This is a genomic window from Longimicrobium sp. (genome assembly GCF_036399255.1).
GTDB lineage: Bacteria > Gemmatimonadota > Gemmatimonadetes > Longimicrobiales > Longimicrobiaceae > Longimicrobium.
Map to the genome: position 1 here is coordinate 166,566 of NZ_DASWNM010000134.1, position 22,050 is coordinate 188,615.

Annotated in this window: 23 protein-coding genes; 5 read left to right on the forward strand and 18 right to left on the reverse strand. The window is 70.4% G+C overall.

Going from position 1 to position 22,050, the window contains the following annotated elements; translation table 11 throughout:
• The first annotated feature begins 11 nt into the window (after positions 1-11).
• Positions 12-440 (forward strand): hypothetical protein, encoded by a 429-nt coding sequence (locus VGC13_RS24520; protein ID WP_331127943.1) that lies wholly within the window; start codon positions 12-14, stop codon positions 438-440.
• A 371-nt stretch (positions 441-811) separates the two neighbouring features.
• On the opposite strand, the gene VGC13_RS24525 is transcribed toward VGC13_RS24520, so the two are convergent.
• From VGC13_RS24525 to VGC13_RS24570, 10 genes are all read right to left on the reverse strand, one after another.
• A complete protein-coding gene (locus VGC13_RS24525; protein ID WP_331127944.1) occupies positions 812-1,963 on the reverse strand; it encodes a hypothetical protein in 1,152 nt (383 codons plus the stop codon).
• 108 nt (positions 1,964-2,071) lie between these two features.
• On the reverse strand, positions 2,072-2,842 hold the full coding sequence (hisF, locus tag VGC13_RS24530; RefSeq protein ID WP_331127945.1) for an imidazole glycerol phosphate synthase subunit HisF: 771 nt from the start codon (positions 2,840-2,842) through the stop codon (positions 2,072-2,074).
• Entirely contained in the window at positions 2,839-3,714 is an 876-nt protein-coding gene (dapF, locus tag VGC13_RS24535; RefSeq protein ID WP_331127946.1) for a diaminopimelate epimerase, read from the reverse strand. The genes hisF and dapF overlap by 4 nt, the downstream gene beginning before the upstream one ends.
• Before the next feature lie 48 nt (positions 3,715-3,762).
• Positions 3,763-3,987, reverse strand: a complete 225-nt coding sequence (locus VGC13_RS24540) for a hypothetical protein (protein ID WP_331127947.1) — start codon at positions 3,985-3,987, stop codon at positions 3,763-3,765.
• Positions 3,988-4,040: 53 nt separating this feature from the next.
• A complete protein-coding gene (locus VGC13_RS24545; RefSeq protein WP_331127948.1) occupies positions 4,041-4,472 on the reverse strand; it encodes a PIN domain-containing protein in 432 nt (143 codons plus the stop codon).
• Complete coding sequence (locus VGC13_RS24550; RefSeq protein ID WP_331127949.1) at positions 4,456-4,782, reverse strand: hypothetical protein; 327 nt, start codon at positions 4,780-4,782, stop codon at positions 4,456-4,458. Before VGC13_RS24550 ends, VGC13_RS24545 begins: the two co-directional genes overlap by 17 nt.
• A gap of 169 nt (positions 4,783-4,951) precedes the next feature.
• Entirely contained in the window at positions 4,952-5,575 is a 624-nt protein-coding gene (gene hisH, locus VGC13_RS24555; RefSeq protein WP_331127950.1) for an imidazole glycerol phosphate synthase subunit HisH, read from the reverse strand.
• The gene (gene hisB / locus VGC13_RS24560) at positions 5,572-6,168 is read right to left on the reverse strand and encodes an imidazoleglycerol-phosphate dehydratase HisB (RefSeq protein WP_331127951.1); all 597 of its coding nucleotides are present in this window, start codon (positions 6,166-6,168) and stop codon (positions 5,572-5,574) included. The genes hisH and hisB overlap by 4 nt, the downstream gene beginning before the upstream one ends.
• Positions 6,165-7,292 carry a histidinol-phosphate transaminase gene (hisC, locus tag VGC13_RS24565; RefSeq protein WP_331127952.1) on the reverse strand — a complete coding sequence of 376 codons (1,128 nt, stop codon included), beginning with the start codon at positions 7,290-7,292 and terminating at the stop codon, positions 6,165-6,167. The genes hisB and hisC overlap by 4 nt, the downstream gene beginning before the upstream one ends.
• 363 nt (positions 7,293-7,655) lie before the next feature.
• Positions 7,656-8,951: an adenylosuccinate synthase gene (locus tag VGC13_RS24570; RefSeq protein ID WP_331127953.1), complete on the reverse strand. Its 1,296-nt coding sequence runs from the start codon at positions 8,949-8,951 to the stop codon at positions 7,656-7,658.
• Between the two features lie 320 nt (positions 8,952-9,271).
• Between VGC13_RS24570 and VGC13_RS24575 the strand changes: the two genes are divergently transcribed.
• Positions 9,272-10,888: a hypothetical protein gene (locus tag VGC13_RS24575; RefSeq protein WP_331127954.1), complete on the forward strand. Its 1,617-nt coding sequence runs from the start codon at positions 9,272-9,274 to the stop codon at positions 10,886-10,888.
• A 168-nt stretch (positions 10,889-11,056) separates the two neighbouring features.
• Here the strand turns inward: VGC13_RS24575 and VGC13_RS24580 are convergent, their stop codons facing one another.
• The 3 genes from VGC13_RS24580 to VGC13_RS24590 all read right to left on the reverse strand — a co-directional run bounded on the left by VGC13_RS24580 (position 11,057) and on the right by VGC13_RS24590 (position 12,782).
• Positions 11,057-11,509: an SRPBCC family protein gene (locus tag VGC13_RS24580; RefSeq protein WP_331127955.1), complete on the reverse strand. Its 453-nt coding sequence runs from the start codon at positions 11,507-11,509 to the stop codon at positions 11,057-11,059.
• Positions 11,510-11,527: 18 nt separating this feature from the next.
• On the reverse strand, positions 11,528-11,911 hold the full coding sequence (locus tag VGC13_RS24585) for a response regulator (RefSeq protein ID WP_331127956.1): 384 nt from the start codon (positions 11,909-11,911) through the stop codon (positions 11,528-11,530).
• Between the two features lie 97 nt (positions 11,912-12,008).
• Entirely contained in the window at positions 12,009-12,782 is a 774-nt protein-coding gene (locus tag VGC13_RS24590; RefSeq protein WP_331127957.1) for a lysozyme inhibitor LprI family protein, read from the reverse strand.
• Between the two features lie 356 nt (positions 12,783-13,138).
• On the opposite strand from VGC13_RS24590, the gene VGC13_RS24595 reads away from it, so the two are divergent.
• Positions 13,139-13,333 carry a hypothetical protein gene (locus tag VGC13_RS24595; protein WP_331127958.1) on the forward strand — a complete coding sequence of 65 codons (195 nt, stop codon included), beginning with the start codon at positions 13,139-13,141 and terminating at the stop codon, positions 13,331-13,333.
• 861 nt (positions 13,334-14,194) lie between these two features.
• On the opposite strand, the gene VGC13_RS24600 is transcribed toward VGC13_RS24595, so the two are convergent.
• Genes VGC13_RS24600 through VGC13_RS24615 form a run of 4 tightly spaced genes read right to left on the reverse strand, consistent with a single transcriptional unit; the run spans position 14,195 to position 19,065 of the window.
• Positions 14,195-16,369 (reverse strand): sensor histidine kinase, encoded by a 2,175-nt coding sequence (locus VGC13_RS24600; RefSeq protein ID WP_331127959.1) that lies wholly within the window; start codon positions 16,367-16,369, stop codon positions 14,195-14,197.
• Between the two features lie 17 nt (positions 16,370-16,386).
• Positions 16,387-16,878, reverse strand: a complete 492-nt coding sequence (locus tag VGC13_RS24605) for a DUF456 domain-containing protein (RefSeq protein ID WP_331127960.1) — start codon at positions 16,876-16,878, stop codon at positions 16,387-16,389.
• Entirely contained in the window at positions 16,878-18,005 is a 1,128-nt protein-coding gene (locus VGC13_RS24610) for a PilT/PilU family type 4a pilus ATPase (RefSeq protein ID WP_331127961.1), read from the reverse strand. The genes VGC13_RS24605 and VGC13_RS24610 overlap by 1 nt, the downstream gene beginning before the upstream one ends.
• Before the next feature lies 1 nt (position 18,006).
• Entirely contained in the window at positions 18,007-19,065 is a 1,059-nt protein-coding gene (locus VGC13_RS24615; protein ID WP_331127962.1) for a D-2-hydroxyacid dehydrogenase, read from the reverse strand.
• A gap of 304 nt (positions 19,066-19,369) precedes the next feature.
• Between VGC13_RS24615 and VGC13_RS24620 the strand changes: the two genes are divergently transcribed.
• Entirely contained in the window at positions 19,370-20,638 is a 1,269-nt protein-coding gene (locus VGC13_RS24620) for a glycosyl hydrolase (RefSeq protein ID WP_331127963.1), read from the forward strand.
• A 325-nt stretch (positions 20,639-20,963) separates the two neighbouring features.
• Positions 20,964-21,146 (forward strand): hypothetical protein, encoded by a 183-nt coding sequence (locus VGC13_RS24625; protein ID WP_331127964.1) that lies wholly within the window; start codon positions 20,964-20,966, stop codon positions 21,144-21,146.
• Between the two features lie 82 nt (positions 21,147-21,228).
• Here the strand turns inward: VGC13_RS24625 and dapB are convergent, their stop codons facing one another.
• On the reverse strand, positions 21,229-22,050 hold the full coding sequence (dapB, locus tag VGC13_RS24630; protein ID WP_331127965.1) for a 4-hydroxy-tetrahydrodipicolinate reductase: 822 nt from the start codon (positions 22,048-22,050) through the stop codon (positions 21,229-21,231).

A 22,050-nucleotide genomic window follows, 5' to 3' on the forward strand; every position in this document is an offset into this window, starting at 1 on the left:
GGAGGACGAGGATGCAGAAGCCGATCAACGGACGCATGCACGGCATGATGGACTACGCGACCGTGGCGACCACCGCCGCCGCGCCGCGCGCGCTGGGCTTTCCGAAGCAGGCCGAGAACCTGGCCTACGGGCTGGCGGCCGCGTACCTGGGGCTGTCGCTGCTGACGGACTACCCGCTCTCGGCCAAGAAGGCGGTGCCGTTCAAGGGCCACGGCGCCACCGAGGTCATGCTGGGAATGGCGCTGCCGTTCCTGCCCAAACTGCTGGGCTTCGAGAACGACCGCCGCGCCCGCAACTTCTTCCTGGGCCTTACGGCGCTCACCGCCGTCACCGCGCTGCTCACCGACTGGAACGCGCCCGACGCCGACCAGGAGCACGGCGACTTCAACGTGCGGCTGAACAAGTCGCGCAGCGAGTCGCGCGACATGGCGATGGCCTGACGCCAGGCGGCACCGCCAACGCCGCAAGGGGCTCTCCGCGAGGAGAGCCCCTTCGCGTTGATGCCCACCACGCGCACGGACGGCATCGGGAGCGGACGCGCGGGCGCGTGGAACGCCGCACACGGCCGGGCCGCCGAGTCCGCGCAGGCGGACTTTGCGACTTTCCAGCGGCGAATTCATTCGCTCCAGCGGGGGACGGCACGTTATCGGATTAGAACCGCAACGAGCATCACTCGCTCCTGCAGCGACGGCAGGTGATCCGATGATCCGATGATCCGATGATCCGGCATCCGGGCGATCGCCATCGAAACGCAATCGGGGCTCCTCGTTGACCGAGGAGCCCCGATCCGCGTTCATCCGGCCAGGTTGGGCTACTGGTACTGGATGTACAGCGGCTCCGGCCACAGCTGCAGCAGGTCCTGCGGCGTGGTGAGCGGGTCGCCCTTCTTGGTGTCGTTGTGGTAGAAGTTCTTCCACCCCGTGTACTGCGCCGGGTGCCGCACGATGTAGTCGCGGTACGAGTCGTACTTCAGCCACGGCGCGCCCCAGCCGTCCATGTGCATCACCAGCTGCACTTCCGGGCGCAGCCGCACGTTCTCCACGTCGGGCACCATGCCCCGCGTGAAGCGGTGGATGATGAGCACCTTGGGCGGCAGGTTGTTCTCCCGCACGATCTGCGTCAGCCGGTCCATCACCCAGTTGATGTCGGCCGCGTACATGGTCCCGATCTTCCGGCCCGGCACCACCCCGCCCCGCATGTAGAACTCGGGGTCCACGGCGAAGTGCACGTCGGGGCGCTTCAGGAACTCGTCGAAGCGCGGCATGATGCTGCGGATGTCGTCGGTGCCCACCTGCACGTCGATGAACAGGATGCCGTTGATGGACTTGGCCATCTGGTGGATGGAGTCCACCACCGCGTCCCGGATCTGCGTGCGGTACTTGCCCGACGGGCCGGGGTCGCCCTGCGCCACCACCGCGATCAGGTGCAGGCCGGGGATCACCGGCGTGCCCGGGTCGGCCTGCGACCACTGGTCCGCCTGGCGGCGCAGGCGCGAGAGCATCTCGTCACGCGGAAACTCGCCCAGCGCGCCCATGCGCTTGGAGGCGGGGTTGCCGTAGTACACGATGATGCGGTTGCACGGCAGGATGGACCCGTCGCGGAACTCCGGCGGCTGCGGATACCACTTCTGCTCCTTGGCGAAGATCGGGTTCTTTCCCGCCCCCGGCCGCTTGGCCGCCGAGTCCGCCTGCAGCGCGCTGGCCGCCGAGTCCAGCCGCGCCTGGCGCCGCTGGTGGCACTGCGTGGCCTCGGCCGCGGCGTTGCCGAAGGCGAACTTGGGCGCCGGGGCCGCCGGGGCCGCGCCCTTCTGGGCGCCCGCGCCGGTGTCGGCGGCCGTGGCGGCCTTGCCCTTCTCGCCGCCCTTTTCGGAGCCGGCGTCGCCGCCGCAGGCGGCCAGCGGCAGCGCCAGCAGCGCGGCCGACAGGACCAGTGTCCTTACTTCATGAAGGATTCCGTGCTTCACTACCCTCTCCTCCGGTCAGGGGCGGGACGGCGTGCGCCGCATCCGCCGCCAGGGTGACAGCGATCTTGTGCGCACGCCCACGGCAAGGGCCGCGCCGTGCGCTCGCGGCTACGGTCGCACCGGGTGTCCGCGGGCGGCCAGGTAGCGGCGCGCCTCGGCCAGCGTGAACTCGCCGAAATGGAAGATCGATGCCGCCAGCACCGCGTGCGCCCCCGCCGCCAGCGCCGCGTCCAGGTGCTCCAGCGCCCCCGCGCCCCCCGACGCGATCACCGGAATGCGCACCTGGGCCGCGGCCGCGTTCAGCAGCGGCAGGTCGTAGCCGTCGCGCGTGCCGTCCCGGTCCATCGACGTCAGCAGGATCTCGCCCGCGCCCAGCTCCTGCGCGCGGCGGCACCAGGCCACCGCGTCGATCCCCGTGGGCGTGCGGCCGCCGTGGGTGTACACCTCCCATCCCGACTCCAGCCCCTCCGCCTCCGTCCGCCGCGCGTCCACCGCCACCACCACGCACTGCGAGCCGAAGTGGTCGGCCGCGCGCCGGATGAGGTCCGGGTCCGCGAGCGCGGCGGTGTTCACCGCCACCTTGTCGGCCCCGGCACCCAGGATGGCGTTGAAGTCGTCGACCGTGCGGATCCCCCCGCCGACGGTAAAGGGGATGAAGATGCTGTCGGCCGTGCGCCGGATCACGTCCAGCATGGACGCGCGGCCCTCGTGGCTGGCGGTGATGTCCAGGAAGCAGAGCTCGTCCGCGCGTTCGGCGTCGTAGCGCACCGCCTGCTCCACGGGGTCGCCCGCGTCGCGCAGTCCCACGAACTGGATCCCCTTGACGACGCGCCCGTCCTTGACGTCCAGGCAGGGGATGATGCGCTTGGCCAGGCTCATCCCAGCATCTCCAGCCGCCGGCGCATTCCGTCCGTCAGCGTGCCGCGGCAGACGGACTCCACCGGGCCGCGCAGGACCAGGCTCCAGTCGTCGCGCACGTGCACGTGCAGCGCGCCGCCGGGCATGCGCACCGTCACCTGCCGCTCGCTCACCATCCCCCGGCGCACGGCGGCCGCGGCCACGGCGCAGGCGCTGCTACCGGAGGCGCGCGTCTCGCCCGCGCCGCGCTCCCACACCCACGCCTCGATGCCGTCCGGCTCCACCGGCACGGCAAACTGCACGTTCACCCCGCGCGCGAACCGCGGGTGCGTGCTGATCTGCGGCGCACGGCGGCGCAGCGTCTCCACGTCCAGCTCGTCCTGAAAGACCACGCAGTGCGGGTTGCCGATGGACACGGTGTTGACGTGCACCACGTCGCCGGACTCCAGCTCCAGCGGCTCGCCGTCCGTCTCGCGGTCCGGCCCGCCCAGTCCCACGTCGGCGCTGCGAAAGATGGCGGTTCCCATCTCCACCTCCACCTCCAGCACGCCGTCCAGGGACTGGCCCAGGATCTCCATGCGCACGGTGCCGCCGGGCGTCTGCACGGTGAACGGCGCGTGCTCGGCCACATGGCCGCCCTCCAGCAGGTACGCGGCAAAGATGCGCAGCCCGTTGCCGCTCTTCTCCGCCTCGCTGCCGTCGGGGTTGAAGATGCGCACGCCGAAGTCGGCCGCGTCGCTGGGCACCCGCGCCAGGAGGCCGTCCGATCCGATGCCGTTGTGCCGGTCGCACATCAGCCGCACCACCAGCGGCGTAAGCTCGAACCCGAGCCCCTCCATCTGCAGCGCGATGTAGTCGTTGCCGAGCCCGTGGCCCTTGAAGAAATCAGTCACTTGTTTCGCCCGTCCACGGGTGGTGTGAGGTGCTGAGCCGGATTCCCGTCATTCTGCACTCGGTGGATCGCCGTCGAGTTCAGCCCACTCGTCACCGTCGAAGCGGATTCCGCGGTCAAAGAAGCGCCTGTGGAGATCAGCACTGATGATGTACACATCTCCACCCGGCCCCGCCACACGCTGCGGCCACCGATCGGCCTCAACAACCAGTTCGCTCCAGTAGCGCTGCACATCTTCCAGCTGCCATACTTTCTTCTGCCATTCCTGCTGCATCTAGCACCCTCCTTTACCCGTGACCCTTGAAATCCTCGTTGCCAAGGCGCAGGTCAGTCCCTCGTCTCCCCGGACCAAGGATTGATCGTCGGCGCACCCCATCCGGCACAATGCCGCACGTTGCGCGTCACAATGGTAAGCCTCAGAACCAGCGCCGTTGCCACCAGCAGCAAATCCACCAGATCGGTCGGACGTCCCTTTGCCTTGGCCTCTGCCATGAGTCGCCCCCACTCGGAGGAAATGGCGACATCGACGGGCAGAACACGGTCTGCAAACTGGTCCGGCAGGCTGTCGACCCAGCGCATCAGATGCGCTCTCCGTCGGCCCTGGCCAAGCGGCACGATGCCCTTCCAGATCTCAGCGAATGAGGCGACGCTGATCGCGAACTCCTCCGCCGGATGATTCTTCATCCACGCACTGACCCTGGCGTCGGGCCACACGCTGCCAGGCTCGGAGAGCACGTTGGTATCAAGAAGAAAGCGCATGGTCCTCCGGGATGATCCACTCGCGCTTCTCCCAATCCCAATCCCAGGGCCAGTACACGTCCTCACCGTTCGCCGCTGCCTCCTCGAACGGACGACGGAGCGCGTCGAACAAGTTCAGCCCGGGCCGCGGCTCCGAATCCGCAGTCCGTTCAGGTAGAGGCTCACCGCTCAGCCGCGCGTACTCCTCAGGGCTGAGGACGACGATGTCGACCTTTCCGTTTACTGTTACGCGCTGGGGTCCACACCCATGCGCATGTGCCGCGATCTCGCCCAGCTCTTTGTTGAAATTGACAAGTTTCCAGTTCTTCATCACGCCTCCCCGTCACGCCGTGTGCCCTGCGTTCAGCAGAGGCGAACGCTAATCACGCGCAACGCATTGCGCAACGGGATGTTATCCGCCACAGGCGAACAAACCGAACAGCACATCTGACGCCTCCGGAGCGGCGGGCGCTCACATCAATCCACCCGCGGATCCGTTGTCAGAGCCGCGCGAAGTTGCCCAGGATGCGCAGGCCGTCTTCCTGGCTCTTTTCGGGGTGAAACTGGATGCCCCACACGTTGTCTCGGCCCACGATGCTGGCGAAGGCGGCATCGTAGCGGCTGCGGCCCAGCACGCTGTCGTTGTCGTCGTCCAGCACGGCGTACGAGTGCACGTGGTAGAACCAGCGCGGCTCCGGGCCCGCCACCCCCGCCAGCACCGGATCGGCCTCCGCGCGGCGGATGAACTCCACGGCGTTCCAGCCCACGTGCGGCAGCGGCAGGTCCGTGGGAAAGCGGTGCACGGTGCCGGGAAGCAGCCCCAGGCCGGCCACCCCCGGCGCCTCCTCGCTTCCCTCGTACAGCAGCTGCATCCCCACGCAGATGCCGATGAACGGGCGCCCGGCGGCCACGTGGGCGCGCACCGCGTCCGCCAGCCCCGTCTGCTCCAGCCGCGTCATGCACTGGCCAAAGTGGCCCTGCCCGGGAAGCACCAGCCGGTCCGCCGCGCGCGCGACCGCCAGATCATCCGTCAGCACCACCTCGGCGCCCTCGTGCTCGAACGCCTTGGCCACGGAGCGCAGGTTGCCGGCGCCGTAGTCCAGCAGCACCACCCTGGGCGTCACAGCGCACCCTTGGTCGATGGAACCACGCCCGCGCGGCGCGGGTCCATGGCGGTCGCGGCGTCCAGCGCGCGCGCGGCGGCCTTGAACGTCGCCTCGACCACGTGGTGCGCGTTTTCGCCGCGAAGGCCGTCCAGGTGCAGCGTGACGCGCGCCTCCATGGCGAACGCGCGCCAGAACTCCGCCGAGAGCGCCGCGTCGAACTGGCCGATGGTCGGCTGGCCGGGGGGGAGGGGCACGTCGAAGTGGATGAACGGCCGGCCGCTGACGTCCACCACCGCGCGGGTCAGCGCCTCGTCCAGCGGCACGGTGGCGTCGGCGTAGCGCACGATGCCGCGCTTGTCGCCCAGCGCGTCCAGAAAGGCGCCGCCCAGCACGATCCCCACGTCCTCCACCGTGTGGTGCGCGTCGATGTGCAGGTCGCCCCGGCACTCCACCTCCAGGTCGAACATCCCGTGCCGCGCCAGCGCGTCCAGCATGTGGTCGAAAAAGCCGATCCCCGTCTGCACCCTGGCCTCGCCGGTGCCGTCCAGGTCGATGCGGACGCGGATCTCCGTCTCTCGGGTGCTACGGCGGCGCTCGCCGGTGCGGCTCATCCTTCCCCCTGTGTCATGATGCTGCGCAGGCCGTCCAGGAATGCGTCGTTCTCCGCCGGCGTTCCCGCGTTCACGCGCAGGCACCGGTCCAGCATGGGGTACTTCGACACGTCGCGCACCAGCACGCCGTGGTCCTCCAGCAGCCGGTCGAACACCTCCGTGTGCGCGACGCCCGGCGCTTCCACGCGAAAGAGGATGAAGTTGGCGTCGCTGGGATACACGCGCAGGCCGGGGATCATCCGCATCTCCGCATGGATCCGGTCGCGCTCGGCGCTGATGGAGGCGACGAGCGGGGCCAGCTCGGACCGGCAGCGCAGCACCTCGGCGGCGGCGCACTCGGTAAAGAAGTTGATGTTGTACGGCAGCTTGGCCTTGTTCACCTCCGCCGTCAGCGCGGGGGCGGCCAGCATGTAGCCGGCGCGCAGCCCCGCCATCGCCATCGCCTTGCTGAAGGTGCGCAGCACGACCAGCCGCGGGCGCCCCTGCAGCAGCGGGATGGCGTCGTATCCCCCGAACTCCACGTACGCCTGGTCCAGCAGGATCAGCGCGTCGGTGGCGTCGTGGATGCGCAGGATCTCGTCGCGCGTGAGCGAGGAGCCCGTGGGGTTGTTGGGGGAGCAGAGAACGACCACGGCGGCGTCCGTGTCGACCGCGGCGCGGATGATGGCGTCCACGTCGAAGCGCAGGTCGTCGGCCAGCGCCACGGAAACCGCGGTGCCGCCGTTGACCGCCGTCATCAGCCGGTACAGCGTGAACGTGGGCTCGGGGATGACGACGGAGACGCCCGGGCCCACGGTGACGGCCAGGACGGACTGGATGAGCTCGTTGCTGCCGTTGGCCACCAGGATGCCGTCGCCCGGCCAGCGGGTGGCCTCGGAGACGGCCTGGATGAAGTTGCTGGCCACGAACGGTGGATAGCGGTTCCACGGGCGCTCGGCGAGCATCGCGTGGATGCGCTCCTTGAGGGCCCGCGGAACGTCGTACGGGCTCTCGTTCTGGTTGAGCTTGATGTGCGGCTCGTACGGCTTGAGCGTGTACGCGCCCAGCGCCCGCACCGCCGGCTTCACGTGCCGCAACGCGGTCTCGGCGGATTCCATCGTCTGCTGATCGGGTCTGTCGGTCAAAAGATCCAGCCTCTCTCTGCGTCCGCGGGGGCCCCTCCCCCCGGCCCCCTCCCCGCTCGTTCCTCGCGGAGAGAGGGGAGAATTCGATTGCGCTCCGGCCGGACGTGGTTGCGAGCGTCAGGCGCCCCCCTCTCCCCCACAAACTGCATGGGGGAGAGGAGACGCGCATAGATAGATCCACACGCCGAACCCGTCCGCGAAGGCGGACATCGCGTTTTCCCAGCCGCGAATTCATTCGCCCAAGGCTCATTCGCCCGACGCGGAATACGCCCTGCGCCGTATCCGCAGCCATCCCCCCGCAAACGACGGCGGGCGCAGCCGAAGCGCGCCCGTCCGTGGTCCTGCAGGTCCGGAACGCGCGGCTTACCGCTCCACGTGGATGATCTGGTCGCGGCGCGTGCCCACGGACACGTACCACACCGGCGTCTCCGTCAGCTCCTCCAGCCGCTCCAGGTAGCGGCGCGCGTTCTCGGGCAGCTGGTCCCAGGTGCGCGCCTCGGAGGTGGACGTCTTCCACCCGGGCAGCGTCTCGTACACGGGCTCCGCCGCCTCCAGCAGCCCCAGGTCGCCGGGAAAGTCGTCCAGCTCCTGCCCTTCCGCCCGGTAGCGGACGGCGATCCGCAGCTCGTCCAGCGTGTCGAGCACGTCCATCTTGGTCACCGCCAGCCCGGTCAGCCCGTTCACCCGCGCGGCGTAGCGGACGACGACCGCGTCGAACCAGCCGCAGCGGCGCGGCCGCCCCGTGGTGGCGCCGTACTCGCCGCCCAGCGTGCGCACGCGCTCCTGCAGCTCGTCCATGAACTCGGTGGGGAGCGGCCCCTCGCCCACGCGGGTGGTGTACGCCTTTACCACGCCGATCACGTCGTCCACGCGCGTGGGCCCAATGCCCACGCCCAGCGCCGCGCCGCCCGCGGTGGTGTTGGACGAGGTGACGTACGGATACGTGCCGTGGTCCACGTCCAGCAGCGCCCCCTGCGCGCCCTCCAGCAGCACGCGCTGCCCGGCGCGCAGCGCGTCGTGGATCACGCGTCCCGTATCCACCGAAAACGAGAGCAGGCGGTCCCGGATCCCCATCACCTCGCCCACCAGCGCGTCGGCGTCCACCGTCTCGCCGCTGTCCAGCAGCGTCAGGCGCTGGTTCACGCGGGCGGCGGCGCGTCGAAGCTGCTCCTCGGCGCGAACGCGGTCGCGCAGGTCCGCCAGGCGAATGCCCTGCCGCGCCACCTTGTCCTCGTACGCCGGCCCGATCCCCCGCCCCGTGGTGCCGATCTTTCCGGCCCCGCGGCTGGCCTCGGCGGCGCGGTCCCACGTCTTGTGGTACGACAGCAGCAGGTGCGCGCGGCCGCTCACGCCCACACGGCCTTCGGCGTCGATGCCGCGCGCGGTCAGGGCGTCCAGCTCCTGGAAGAACTGGAAGGGGTCGAACACCACGCCGTTGCCCAGCAGGCAGCGGCGGCGCGGGTGCAGGATGCCGGAGGGGATCTGGTGCAGGATGAACTCCTCCTGCCCCACGTGCACCGTGTGGCCCGCGTTGGCGCCGCCCTGGTAGCGCGCGACGACGTCCACCTCTTCGGCGAGCACGTCGACGATCTTGCCCTTTCCCTCGTCGCCCCACTGCGAGCCGACGATCACCACGCACTGGCTTTTCCGATCCCTCATCGCTCCCGTTGGTCCCGGCGTCCGTCCTGCGGCATCCCCACAGAGAAAAGGCGCGGCCCCGACCCGCAAGGGTGGGACCGCGCCTGACGTATCCTGTGCGCAATCTGCGCCGCGCCGGGGCGGATTGTCAACCAGTCCGGCGCGTCCTGGTTTCGGCGCCCGCGCCAGCGCACCCTCGTGCCCGCCGGATCGAATTCGGCGGCGGCCGTGCGCCACACACGCCGGAATCGCGCAAGAACGAACTCTACGCGTGCCCCATCGACCTGCATCGCTTATCTTTGCGGCGCATCCACTCCGAAATCCCGCAGAGAACACCTCACATGATCCATCGTCGCGTTCTTCTCACGCTCGGGTTCCTCGCCGCATCGGCGTGCTCCCTTCCGCTCGCCGCGCAGCACCACGGCGGTCCGGCCGCGGAGGCGGAAGGCGGCCAGGTGCCGCTCTACGGCGAGGCGCTGGGCGGCTTCTCGTGGCGCGTATCGACTCGCTCGGCGGAAGCGCAGGCGTACTTCGACCAGGGCGTAAAGCTGATGTACGCCTTTGCGGTGCCCGAGGCGCGGCAGTCGTTCGCGGAGGCGCGCCGGCGGGATCCACGCTGCGCCATGTGCTGGTGGGGCGAGGCGTGGGCGATGGGGCCGTACCTGAACGGCGCCATGCGCCCGGACGACGCGCCCGACGCGTACGCCGCCGCCCGGCGCGCGCTGCGGCTGGCGAGGCGCGGCCCGGCGGTGGAGCGCGCGCTTACCCGGGCGATGGCGGAGCGCTACACGCGGGCGCAGCCGGAGGGCGGGCGGCGGGGGCTGGACTCGGCGTTCGCGCGGGCGATGGAGGGCGTGTACGCGCGGTTCCCGGACGACCTGCAGGTGGCGGGGCTGTACGCGGACGCGCTGATGGTGCTGGAGCCGCGCCGCGGCGTCTGGCCGGTGGACAAGCCGTCCGTCGCGCGCATTCACCAGGTGCTGGAGCGCGCGCTGGCGGCCGACGTGGCGCACCCCGGCGTGTGCCACTCGTACATCCACGCCACCGAGACGTCGGCCAGGGCCGGCGAAGCGCAGCGGTGCGCCGACATCCTGGTGAACGCCATGCCCGGCGCCAGCCACCTGAACCACATGCCCTCGCACATCTACAACCGCATGGGCCGCTGGAACGACGCGGTGCACTCCAACACGGTGGCGTGGGCGTCGGACCGGCGGGCGGCGGAGGGGCGGGCGGTCTCGGTGTATCCCGGGCACAACCTGCACATGCTGCTGTTCGCCGCATCGGTGGATGGTCAGGCGGCGCGTGCGGCGGAGGCGGCGGACGCGTACGCCGCGATCACGCCCAGCGGCGACGGCGCGGCCATGCAGGCGCTGGTCGGCGTCCGCTTTGGCCGCTGGGACGGCGTGCTGGCGCTGGCCGCCGCGCCGCCGCACCCCATCCACCGCGGCCTGTGGGCGTTCGCGCGGGGCTACGCGCACCTGCGGCAGGGCCGGTCCGACAGCGCGGCGGCGTACCTGGCGCGCGTGGACTCGCTGGCGGCGAACACGCCCGAGTCCGTGAACTTCCGCGGGCACTCGGCCGCGTCGCTGCTGGGCATCGCCGGCGGCATCCTGCGCGCGGAGACCCTGCGCGGCCAGGGGCGCGCGGACGAGGCGGTCGCGGCGCTGGAGCAGGCGGTGGTGCGGGAAGATGCGCTGGTGTACGACGAGCCCGAGCCGCTGCCCTTTGCCGTGCGCGACTGGCTGGGCGCGGCGCTGCTGGATGCGGGGCGCGCGGCGGATGCGGAGCGCGTCTACCGCGCCGGGCTGGACGACCGTCCGCACAACGGGTGGAGCCTGTTCGGGCTGCAGCAGGCCCTGCGCGCACAGGGGAGAACGGGGGATGCGGACGAGGCGCGCGCGCGCTTCGACGCCGCGTGGACCCGCTCGGACGTGCGGCTGGAGTCATCGCGGTTCTGATCCTGACACCAGCTCCTGAAAAAGAAATAATCGTACAGAGGAACAGAGTCAGACAGAGGAAGCGAGCTGAAATATCAGCTTGGTCCTCTGTCTGACTCTGTTCCTCTGTACCCCAACCTTTTGTGAGCCTGACTCTCGCGCCGGCTTACGGAACGCGGACGGCACCTCTCATCGCACCTCGTCCCGCTCCACGAAGTCGCGCAGCCCTTCCAGCCGCCTGCGCACCTCGCGCCCGAAGACGCGCACCAGCACCGGGTTCAGCAGCGGGCCCAGCCAGCGCGGCCGCGCACGTACCGAGTAGCGAAAGACCACCCGCGTGCGCCCGTCGCTCTGCGGCTGAAAGCGCCACGAGCCGGCGAACGCGCCGATGAACCACGGGCCGCGCGTCATCTTCACGGCCGCGACGTTGGGTGGAGAGAACGAGACGTACTCCGTCTCCATCCCCAGCCGGTTGTGCGCCACGCAGTACGCGCGCACGCCCGGGCCCGCCGCCTTTGCACCGCCCACCAGCTCGGCCGAGCGCAGGAAAGGATCCCACCGCAGCCGCCGCCCGTAGTCCTGCGTAAGGGCAAACAGGGCGTCGGGCGTGTCGCGGATCAGGATGGCGTCTTCGAAAGTCATCGCGGTCGGGTGGGCGGGTCACGCGCCCGGGGCCACCTGCAGCAGCCGGGTGACCGAGTCCAGCAGCAGGGTGGGCTCTACCGGCTTTTGCAGAAAGACGTCCGCGCCGGCGCGCCGCGCGCGGACCTGGTCGTGCTCGAACACGTGCACCGTGCAGACGATGAGGGGAATGTGCTCGGTGGACGGGTCGTCGCTCAGCTCGTCCAGCACGCCGAACCCCGGCGCGTCGGGAAGGCCGATGTCCACCACCACCACGTCGGGCAGCATGGCCCGCGCGGTCTGCACGCCGTCCGCGGCGCTCTGCGCGGTAAGCACTTCGTAGCCGCCGTGGCGCAGGATGGTTTCGAAGATGTCCAGGCTCGCCGGGTCGTCCTCGACGATCAGCACGGTCTTTGCCTTCACGCAACTCCAATCGGGATTAAACGTTGCACCATCGTCGGCCGGCGCCCCGGAGGGCGCGCGCACCGGTCCGGGATTCCTGCAAACCCCTGACCGCCAATCAGGGCGCCGGGTCGCAGCCGGTGGTCCGGCGGGTAAAGCTGACCGCGATCAGCCGCCAGGCGCCGCCCTCGCGCACGTACTGAAAGGCGTCCGTGCCGCAGTGGCTGAAGCGCTCGCCCAGGTAAAAGTCGTACGGCGCCCACAGCGTCGCCAGGTTTTCGTCGATCTCGACGTGCGCATCCCACATCCGCTCGCGCAGCACGTCCGTGGTGCGCGACAGGCCGCGGATCCACTCCTCCACCGTCCGGCCCCCCACGCCGCCGTCCGCGACCGAGACGATCTGCGCCCGCGGATGCAGCAGCGTGCGCAGCGCCACCGTGTCGCGCTCCTGCATCGCCTGGAACAGCGCGTCGGTGGCCTGCAGGATGGCGAACCGCGCCTCCTCGTGGGCTGCAGCCGGCCCCGGCATCAGCCGCCGCAGGTACGCGGTGCGCGCGCGGGTCTGCCGCGACAGGCACATGCCGTAGAGCATGGGATGAATGCTGCCGCCGCGCGACGACGCCGTCTCCAGCTCGCACTCCGCGTCGCGCAGCCCGATCCACGCGCGCTGCGCCTCGCGAAGCGTTCGCACCTCCGCCGAATCGAGCCCGGCGATCACCTGGCCGTACACCGCGTTCAGCACCGAATCCGCCCGCTCCAGCTCAGTGCCGGCGCACCGGTTCAGCTCCGTCTGCGTCCGCGCCCCGTCCCGGCACCAGCCGCTGTCCTGTGCGTGGAGCGCCGCGGGTGCGAGAAGAAGCAGAAGCGTGGCAAGGCCCAGGATGCGGATCATCGCGGCAGGCAGGTGAAAGGGTGTGCGGGGACGGGCGGGAGGATTGGTTCGATGGTGTCCCGTGGATTCGAAGTACCGGCCCGATCGTGTCACATCGCGCGACAGGGATGTCCCAGCGTTACACGTTCAGCCCCCACATCCGTCCTCTCCCGGCGACACTCCGCCGAGCTTCCGCGGCGACCGCCCCAACGCACCATCTTCTTTATTTGCAAGCATTTAGCTGGGTGCAGACCCGTCACTGGACACGCGATTCGCGGCTCGGCACATCCGTTGCCTTTGGAGTGTACGAATTTCCGACCGCAGGACCCATCCCGCGCCGGACCCACGACACGCAGTCACCTCGAAGGCCCCCTGCCATGATGAATCGCTCCTCCGCCCGCACGCCCGCGCCCATGAGCCACGACGCCTACGCCGGCTTCCTGAAGCTCTGGCTGACGCCCACGGACAAGCTTCCGTCACTGACCACCGAGGTGGACGCCTACCTGCGCCACGTCAGTGCTCGCGAGCGGCAGGCGCAGCCGGCCCGCCAGCCCACCCGCAAGGCCGCCTGATCCACCCGACGCATTCGCCCGACTCTCGCGCCCGGCGCTGACCACCAGCATCGGGCGCGAAATCATATCATACAGAACCCGGGGAAACGCCTGTCATTCTGAGGGAAGCGCCCTCCCCGAACTCTCGGGAAAACCGAGGAGCCGGTTGGCGCGACCGAAGAATCTCCCTCCCCTCGCGCGGAACCCCTTCCCGGGCATCGCCCGGGAACACATCGTGACGGAAAGATCCTGCCGTTCCCGACAAAGATTCTTCGGTCGGCGCCACGCTCCGGAGCGGAAGGAAAGCACTGTGCGGCGCCTCCCCTCAGAATGACAGGTTCTGCGAGGTCTGGTTTAAACAGAATCCTGAAAAACACCTGTCATTCTGAGGGAGCGCCCGCCCCGGGCTTCCGGAAAAACCGCGGAGCCGGTCGGCGCGACCGAAGAATCTCCCTCCCCTCGCGCGGAACCCCTTCCCGGGCATCGCCCGGGAACACATCGTGACGGAAAGATCCTGCCGTTCCCGACAAAGATTCTTCGGTCGGCGCCACGCTCCTGAGCGGAAGGAAAGCACTGTGCGGCGCCTCCCTCAGAATGACAGGTTTTGTCAAGCCTGGTTTAAACAGAATCCTGAAAAGCACCTGTCATTCTGAGGAAGCGCCCGCCCAAGGCTCCCGGAAAAACCGCGGAGCCGGTTGGCGCGACCGAAGAATCTCCCTCCCCTCGCGCAGGACCCCTTCCCGGGCATCGCCCGGGGACCCCGCGTGACGGAAAGATCCTGCCGCCCAGATAGAGATTCTTCGGTCGGCGCCACGCTCCTGAGCGGAAGGAAAGCACCGTGCGGCGCCTCCCTCAGAATGACAGTTTTGTCCAGGTCTGGTATTACACGCCGCGCATGGGCTCGGCGGGGGGGAGGGGGCGCTCGTGGCCGTCGCGGACGATGGTGGCCTGGCCGCGCATGGCCCGGCGGATGGCCTCGTCGCCCTCCATCACGTCGTGGCTGCGCAGCGGCAGGGTCACGGTAAAGGTGGTCCCCACGCCCGGCGCCGACTCGGCGCGGATGGAGCCGCCCAGCAGCCCCAGCAGCTTGCGCACGATGGACAGCCCCAGCCCGGTTCCCCCGAACTCGCGCGTGGACGACTGGTCCACCTGGCGAAAGTCGTCGAAGATCCCCGGCAGCGACTCGGGGGCGATCCCGATCCCCGTATCGGCCACCACCAGCTCCACCTCTTCGTCCCCCGGCAGCGCCCGCGCCGCCACCGTGACCGAGCCCTCGCGCGTGAACTTTACCGCGTTGCTCAGCAGGTTCAGCACGATCTGCTTGACCCGCGTGCGGTCGGTGATGAGCGCCGGCAGCTCCGCCGGCACCTCCACCCGCAGCCGCAGCCCCTTGGCCTGGGCCATGGGCTCCACCGAGTTCAGCACGCTTCCCACCAGCGCCGCCAGCGACACCGGCTCCAGGTGCACCGGCATGCGCCCCGCCTCGATGCGCGCCAGGTCCAGGATGTCGTTCACCAGCTCCAGCAGGTGCTCGCTGGCCGACTGCATGCGGTGCAGGGCGTCGTCCTGCCGCTCCGAAAGCTCGCCGTAGATGCGCTCGCGCAGCAGCGCCGTGTAGCCCAGCAGCGCGTTGATGGGCGTGCGCAGCTCGTGGCTCATGCTGGCCAGGAACTCGCTCTTGTGCCGGTACGCGCGCTCCAGCTCCTGCCGCTGCCACGCCAGCTGGTGGTTCTGCTCCTGCAGCTCGGCCGTGGCGTCGCGGATGGACTGCTCCAGCCCCTCGTTGACCCGCGCCAGCTCCGCCGCCAGCCGCGCGTTCTCGACCTCCTGCGTAAGGTCGTGCAGAATGGAGACGACGGCGACCGTGGCCCCCTCGCCGTCGCGGATGACCCCGCTGGTGAGCTCCGCCGGAAAAGGCGCGCCGCTCCGCGGATCGCGCAGCGCCACGCGCTGCACCCGCTCGGCCTCGCCCGCGGCCGCGAAGTCTTCGAGCCCCGCGAAAAAGCGGTCGGCGTTGGCCGCTGCGATGGCGCCCGCGGGGCCCTCCGCCGGCTCGCCGGAGCGAAACAGGCGCTGCGCCTCGCGGTTCATCAGCATCACCGCGCCGCGCTCGTCCGTCACCACGATCGGTGCGCCCACGTGCGCCAGCACCAGGTTCAGCTGGTCGCGCTCGGACCGCGCACGCGACTCGGCCAGCTCCACCCGCCGCACCTGGTGGCCCAGCTGGTGGCTGGCGCGGCGCAGGTCCGTCACGTCGCGCAGCAGCGACACCGTGGCGCCCTCCGGCAGCACCCCGCCCCCGGCCAGCGGCGCCGGCACCGCCTCGAACAGCAGTTCCGCGCCCGTCTCGGGGTCCACCAGCGTCAGCTCGCGCGCCTCCGTCTCGGACGGGCGCGGGCGGGCCAGGAACGAGGTGAACAGGTAGTTGTTCACCTCGACCCGGTGCCGCCGCTCGTGCCCGTCGTCAGGGGCCACCCGAAAGAGCGCGCGGCCGCGGCGGTTCTCCAGCAGGATCCGGTTGCGGGCGTCCGTCACCAGCACCGGGTCGGCCAGCGCGTCGCTGATGCCGCCGTACAGGTCGCGCCGCCGCTCCGACGCCTCCAGCGCCTCGCGCGCCGCGTGGGCGTCCCAGCGGGCGAACAGCGCCGGCTCCAGCGACCGCAGCCGCGCCAGGGCGTCGTCCTGCGCGGCCGGGCTCCCGTTCCCCTCGTCCACCAGCAGCGCGCCGAACACCCCGGCGTGCCCGTGCAGCGGGACCACCGCCGCCGGCAGCTCGCCGCCGTCCGGCAGGGCAAAGACGAAGCGAAAGCGGTCGATGGACGACGCCAGCGCACGGGCAACGGGATCGTCCGCGTCGGCGAGGGCAACGCAGAGGGGCGCGCTGGACGGCCGCAGGCCCGGCAGCTCGCGCAGCTCCGGGCCGAGGAGGAAGAGCGCCGTCCGCAGCTGCATGCCGGCGGGGGCCAGCGCGGCACCCGCCGCCTCGCGCACGGCGTCCGCCAGCGAGGGCGCGCCCAGCACGCGCGACAGCGCCTCCGCGCGGTCGTCCGGCTGCATCGAAGGGGAGATGTGCGTCACCCCGCCGCCGAGAGCAGCGCCACCGCGGCGATGGCCACGCCGATGGCGGACTTGGCGGCCGTGGCCACCATCCGCCCCACGAACGCGCCCCAGCCCACCCGCAGCGCGCCGCGCAGCTCCGACTTGCGCGTAAGCTCCATGGCCGCCGCGCCCACGAAGGCCCCCACGAACGCCCCGATCACGCTGCCGATGAGGAAGACCGGGACGCCGACGAAGGCGCCGACCAGCCCGCCCAGGATGGCGCCCCACGCCGCGCGGCGGCTGCCGCCGTACTTGCGCGCGTAGCGGCCGCCCAGCGCGAACTCCATCGCCTCGCCCGCCGCGGCCAGCACCAGCAGCAGGGCGAACGTCCCCCAGCCGAGGGTCGAAAAGCCGGTGGCGAAGCCGTACGCCGCCACGGCCCCCACCTGCACCCAGGTGCCGGGAAGGCCAAAGGGGATCAGCAGCAGGCCGGCCACCTGCGCCAGCACCAGCAGGGCGTATCCCACTAGAAGTAGTCCTGCGACATCCCCGCCATGGCCGGCGGCGCGCCGCCGGAGGAGCCGGAGCGGCCGGAAAGCATGTTCATCTTGAGCTCGAAGTCGCCGGGGTTGGTGGCGGCGGCCTTGGCGACCGCGTAGTCCACCTGTCCGCTCATCACCAGGTCCATCAGCGCCTGGTCGAAGGTCTGCATCCCGTACGTGGTCTTTCCCTCGGCGATGTGCTCGGGGATCTCGGACGCGCGGTTCTCGTCGGCGATGCAGTCGCGGATGGTGCCGCTCACCACCATCACCTCCGCCGCCAGCACCCGCCCCTTGCCGTCCTTGCTGGGAAGCAGGCGCTGGCTGACCACCGCCTGCAGCTGCTCGGCGAGGCGCAGGCGCACCACCTTCTGCTCTTCCGGCGGAAAGGTGGCCACCAGGCGGCTGATGGTGGCCGCCGCGTCGCGCGTGTGCACGGTGCTGATGACCAGGTGGCCCGTCTCGGCGCTCTTGAGGGCGATGTCGATGGACTCGGGGTCGCGCATCTCGCCGATCAAAATGACGTCCGGGTCCTGCCGCAGCGCCGCGCGCAGCCCCACGCGAAAGTCGTCCGTATCGATCCCCACCTCGCGCTGGGTGATGGAGCAGTTGACGTCGCGGTGCAGGAACTCGATGGGATTCTCGAGCGTGACCACGTGGCGGCGCATGTTCTGGTTCATGAACCCGATCATCGCCGCCTGCGTGCTGCTCTTTCCCGAGCCGGTGACGCCGGTGACCAGGATGAGGCCGCGCTCCAGCGCCGCGATGTCCTGCACCACGGGGGGGAGCCCCAGCTGCTCGATGGTGGGGATCTCGAAGGGGATCACCCGCATGACGATCATGAAGCTGCCGCGCTGCCGCAGGATGTTCACGCGAAAGCGGCCCACGCCGGCGAGCCCCCACGAGCAGTCGTAGTCCTGGATGTCGTCCAGCCGGGCCCGGTCGCGCTCGTGCGGGATGAGCTTCAGGGCGATGGCGCGCGTCTGCTCGGGGGTGAGCCGCTGCTTGGTGAGCGGCTTGAGGTCGCCGTTGATGCGGGCCCGGAACACGTCGCCCGCCTTGATGTGAAGGTCGCTGGCGCCCCGCTGCACGGCGGCCTGGATGATGTTTTCCACCTTAGTAGCCCGCTTGCTTGTCCACGGTGTTCAGCAGGGGTTCGCCCGCCGCGTACCGCCGGAGGTTCCCGATGACGAGGTCCGTCTGGCGCCGCCAGAAGTGGTGGGAGGCACCCGAAACATGGGGGAGCACCAGCACGTTGGGAAGGCCCCAGAAGGCCGAACTCTCCGGCAGCGGCTCGCGCGAGAACACGTCCAGCCCCGCTCCCCGCAGCCGGCCGCCGCGCAGCGCGTCCACCAGCGCCGCCTCGTCCACCACCCCGCCCCGCGCCACGTTCACCAGCACCGCGCCGTCCGGCAGCATCGCCAGCTCGCGCGCGCCGATCATCGCCCGTGTCTGGTCCGTCTGCGGCACGGCCAGCACCAGGAAGTCGCTGCGGGGAAGAATGCGGTCCAGCGCATCCGCCCCGCTCACCACCTCCACCCCCTCGGGCCCCTCCGTCCCCCGCCGCCGCGTGGCGACCACAGTCATCCCCAGCGCCACGCCCCGCCGCGCCACCGCCCGCCCGATGCCGCCCAGTCCCACGATCCCCACCGTGCACTGCGCCAGCTCGCGCACGGGCGCGTCGGCCGCGTCGAACGGCGCCTCGTCCCACCGGCTCTGCGCCTGCGCCCGCACCGCGAAGTCGATCCCCCGGCTGAAGTGCAGCATCATCGCCAGCACCGTGTCGGCCATGGGCTCGGCGTAAATCCCCGCGGAGTTGGTGAGGACCACGTCGGAGCCGCGCATGGCGTCGTACAGCGCCGCGCCCACGCCCGCCGAGCCGGTGTGGGCCCAGCGCAGCCGCGCGTCCGGCCCCTCCGTGCCCGCGCGAAACACAGGCTCCGGCACGCCGAAGCCCACGTACGCCTCGGCCCCGCGCACCGCGGCGATGGCGGCGCTGGCGTCCGGCGCCTCGCCGCCGTCGCCGCGCCCGCTCCCCGGCTCCGTAACCACGGTGAGCTCCCACCCGTCCGGCAGCGCGGCGCGGATCTCCTCGACCGCCCACTCCGGGACGGAGTACAGCGGCCGGGCCTCGTGCATGTTGAGCACCAGCCGCCGCGTCGCGTTCTGAATCACGTCGAAGACCGTGCCGGGGAGATGTGCTGAATGCGGATAGTATACAAGGTTCCGGCCCGATCCGCGAAGCAGGGGGGTGTGCCGGAAAGGCGCAGGAGCTCCGCGGGTGCGCGGTCCCGGGGCCGTCCGTGAGGCCGGGTGATCAGGGGAGCGTGGGCACTGGACGTAATCACCCGATCCGGCGAGCTTGGATGGCCTCGGCGCGTGCAGAAGCCCAAATTCGCCGCGGCGCCCGGGCTCCCCGCAGGCCTCTGCGCCTCGATCTCTCCGCGCAGCCACCTCACCCCTTCGTTTTCCTGGAATGATGAAAAGAACCATCCTGAGCACCGCGTGGAGCCGCGCGGTGCTGTCGCTGGCGGCGCTGTGCCTTGCCGCCGCCTGCGAGCAGCCGGCGCAGCCCATCCACCCAGGCGAAGCCGGCCCGGTCGCCACCACCGGCCCGTGGCCGCGGAACGATGCGTACGGCTTCGTGGTGGGAGGCGCCGCCACGCAGGCCGAGGCGAACGCGATGATGAACCGCGCGTACAACGCGGGGGTGGGGTGGGTGAAGGTGACCTTGTACTGGCATCACCTGCAGCAGGCCCCCGGCGGCGCGTTCGATTCCGCGCAGATCGCCAGCGTTCGCCACCAGGTCCGCGCCGCGCGCGAGCGCGGGTTGAAGGTTGTGGCCATGCTGGAAGGGTTTCCCGGGTTTTCGCGGGGATGCGGAAAGCCCGGGACGCTGTACTACGGCCGCTTTGATCCCACCAGCTTTTCCGCTGATGTGGCGACCTGCGACAGCTCCTGGAGGTACCCGCCGGACGACGGGCTGTACAACACTCTCCAGATGTACCTGGCCGCGGTGATGGACCAGTGGTTCGCCAGCTATCCGTACGACGTGCAGGTGTACAGCGTGGGCAACGAGTTCAACAACGGCGACTTCTTCAGGGTGCTCTCCAGCAAGTACCTGCCTTCCTACTCCGGCCCTGACCGCGATGAGGTGGCCGAGTACTGCAAGGTGGTCAACTATGTAGGAGGAGAGGCGCGCGCGCGCGGAAAGCACGTGATCGCCGGAGAGCTGGCCATCGCCCACAACCCGGACGGTGTTCCCGCCGGCTCACCCTACCAGTGGCTGCGGCGGGTGCTGCAGACCTGTGGCAGCTCCTTCGACATCGTGGGCGTCCACAGCTATCACGGAGGCAGCGTCCTGGACCTGCAGATGTCTCTCTTCCAGCAGGAGATCAATACCTACGGTCCCGGAAAGCCGCTCTGGCTCACCGAGGTGGGAAGCACCAATGATGAACTGGGACACCCCCAGAGCAACACGGCCGCCGACTCCGCGCTGGCCGTGCACATCGCCACCATCTTTCATGAACAGTCCGGCGGCCGGCCGGCCACGTGGGCCAAGTCGTTCTACTTCCGCCTGGACGGACCCATCGCCCCGGACCTGGCGCATTCGTACCTGACCACGCGCACGGCGACCGGCGATTCCATCGTACGCCCCCGGGCGTACAACTGCGTGTGGTGGTACGCCCTGGGGAACACGCCACAATACTTTCCTACGCCCCGGCCGCAGAACTGTGTTCCCAAATAGCCCGCGCAACGACAGCCGCCTCAGGAACCATCGGGGCGGCTGCCTTCCCCTGGTTCCTGATCGGTCGACCCGCGCGGCATGGCGCACCCGGTAGCCTGGCGCGAGAGCATGAAGGTTGACTACGCTTCACGCCGGTTTTATCTACAGGGTGGTGAACCGCTGCGCCCCCGTGTTCGCTCGCGATCGAACGGATGAGCGGATCGCGTGGCGGATCGACGGCCGCGCAATCCGCTCCCAACGCGTCCTCGCGAACACTGCACCCGCGCAGTGGACCGCTCCGCGGCCGGATGGCCGCGGGACCTTCCCTCCATCCCGGAGAATTCCGATGAAAAAGCTCACGCTGAACCCGGAGCTGCTGCGCGTTGAAAGCTTCTCCACCGCCCGCGACGCGGACGCGCGCGGCACCGTGCGCGGCCACGACACGATGGAGAGCGAGTGGTGCACCACCCCCGAGGGGTGCAGCTGTCCGCCGTGCGACACCAGGGAGTGGACCTGCTCCACCTGCTGAGCGGGCGCTGATCCGCAACGGAGCGGCGGGGGCCGGGCCATCCAGGCCCGGCCCCCGCCGTGCATCCGTCCCGGTGCGCGCGCTACAGCCCCAGCACGTCCTTCATGGTGTACGTGCCGGGCTCCTTGCCGGCGATCCAGCGCGCCGCCCGCAGCGCGCCCTCGGCGAAGAGCGCGCGGTCCTGCGCCACGTGCCCCAGCGTGATCCGCTCGCGCTCGCCGATCAGCATCACCTGGTGCTCGCCGACCACGTCGCCGCCGCGCAGGGCGTGGAATCCCACCTCGCCACGCGGGCGCTCACCCGAACTTCCGCTGCGGCCGTCCACGCGCACGTCCGCCAGCTTGACCTTTCGCCCGCGCGCCACCGCCTCGCCCAGCGCCAGCGCCGTCCCGCTGGGCGCGTCGGCCTTGCGCCGGTGGTGCGCCTCGACGATCTCCACATCGTAATCGTCGCCCAGGACGGACGACGCCTGCTCGGCCAGCGCCAGCAGCAGGTTGACGCCCACGCTGAAGTTGGCCGCCTGCAGGATGGCCGACCGCCGGGACTGCACGTGGATCAGCTCCTGCTCGTCGGGCGTGAGCCCCGTGGTGCCCACCACCAGCGCGCGGCCTTCCAGTGCGTCGCCGTGCATCTGCAGCAGCCGCCGCAGCAGCTCGGGCGACGAAAAGTCGATGACGACGTCGGCTTCGCGCATCCACGCGCCCGCCGTCTCCGGCGTCTGCACCACGGGGCAGCCGATGTCGCACCCGCGCTCCGGCATCCGCCCGATCCCGCCCACCAGCCGCAGCCCGTCGTCCTCGGCCATCAGCGCGGCCAGCGTGGTCCCCATGCGGCCGGTGGCGCCGCTCAGCACGATGCGGACGCCGGCCGCTTCCTCCATCGCAAACTCGTCGTGGTCCGTCAC

What these genes read in the sequence shown, in the direction of transcription:
- VGC13_RS24520 (WP_331127943.1), top strand. Translation starts at nt 12, where the DNA reads ATGCAGAAGCCGATCAACGGACGCATGCACGGCATGATGGACTACGCG.
- VGC13_RS24595 (WP_331127958.1), top strand. Translation starts at nt 13,139, where the DNA reads ATGATGAATCGCTCCTCCGCCCGCACGCCCGCGCCCATGAGCCACGAC.
- VGC13_RS24620 (WP_331127963.1), top strand. Translation starts at nt 19,370, where the DNA reads ATGAAAAGAACCATCCTGAGCACCGCGTGGAGCCGCGCGGTGCTGTCG.
- VGC13_RS24550 (WP_331127949.1), bottom strand. Translation starts at nt 4,782, where the DNA reads ATGAAGAACTGGAAACTTGTCAATTTCAACAAAGAGCTGGGCGAGATC.
- VGC13_RS24600 (WP_331127959.1), bottom strand. Translation starts at nt 16,369, where the DNA reads ATGCAGCCGGACGACCGCGCGGAGGCGCTGTCGCGCGTGCTGGGCGCG.
- VGC13_RS24575 (WP_331127954.1), top strand. Translation starts at nt 9,272, where the DNA reads ATGATCCATCGTCGCGTTCTTCTCACGCTCGGGTTCCTCGCCGCATCG.
- VGC13_RS24540 (WP_331127947.1), bottom strand. Translation starts at nt 3,987, where the DNA reads ATGCAGCAGGAATGGCAGAAGAAAGTATGGCAGCTGGAAGATGTGCAG.
- VGC13_RS24570 (WP_331127953.1), bottom strand. Translation starts at nt 8,951, where the DNA reads ATGAGGGATCGGAAAAGCCAGTGCGTGGTGATCGTCGGCTCGCAGTGG.
- VGC13_RS24580 (WP_331127955.1), bottom strand. Translation starts at nt 11,509, where the DNA reads ATGACTTTCGAAGACGCCATCCTGATCCGCGACACGCCCGACGCCCTG.
- VGC13_RS24625 (WP_331127964.1), top strand. Translation starts at nt 20,964, where the DNA reads ATGAAAAAGCTCACGCTGAACCCGGAGCTGCTGCGCGTTGAAAGCTTC.
- VGC13_RS24545 (WP_331127948.1), bottom strand. Translation starts at nt 4,472, where the DNA reads ATGCGCTTTCTTCTTGATACCAACGTGCTCTCCGAGCCTGGCAGCGTG.
- VGC13_RS24590 (WP_331127957.1), bottom strand. Translation starts at nt 12,782, where the DNA reads ATGATCCGCATCCTGGGCCTTGCCACGCTTCTGCTTCTTCTCGCACCC.
- hisB (WP_331127951.1), bottom strand. Translation starts at nt 6,168, where the DNA reads ATGAGCCGCACCGGCGAGCGCCGCCGTAGCACCCGAGAGACGGAGATC.
- hisF (WP_331127945.1), bottom strand. Translation starts at nt 2,842, where the DNA reads ATGAGCCTGGCCAAGCGCATCATCCCCTGCCTGGACGTCAAGGACGGG.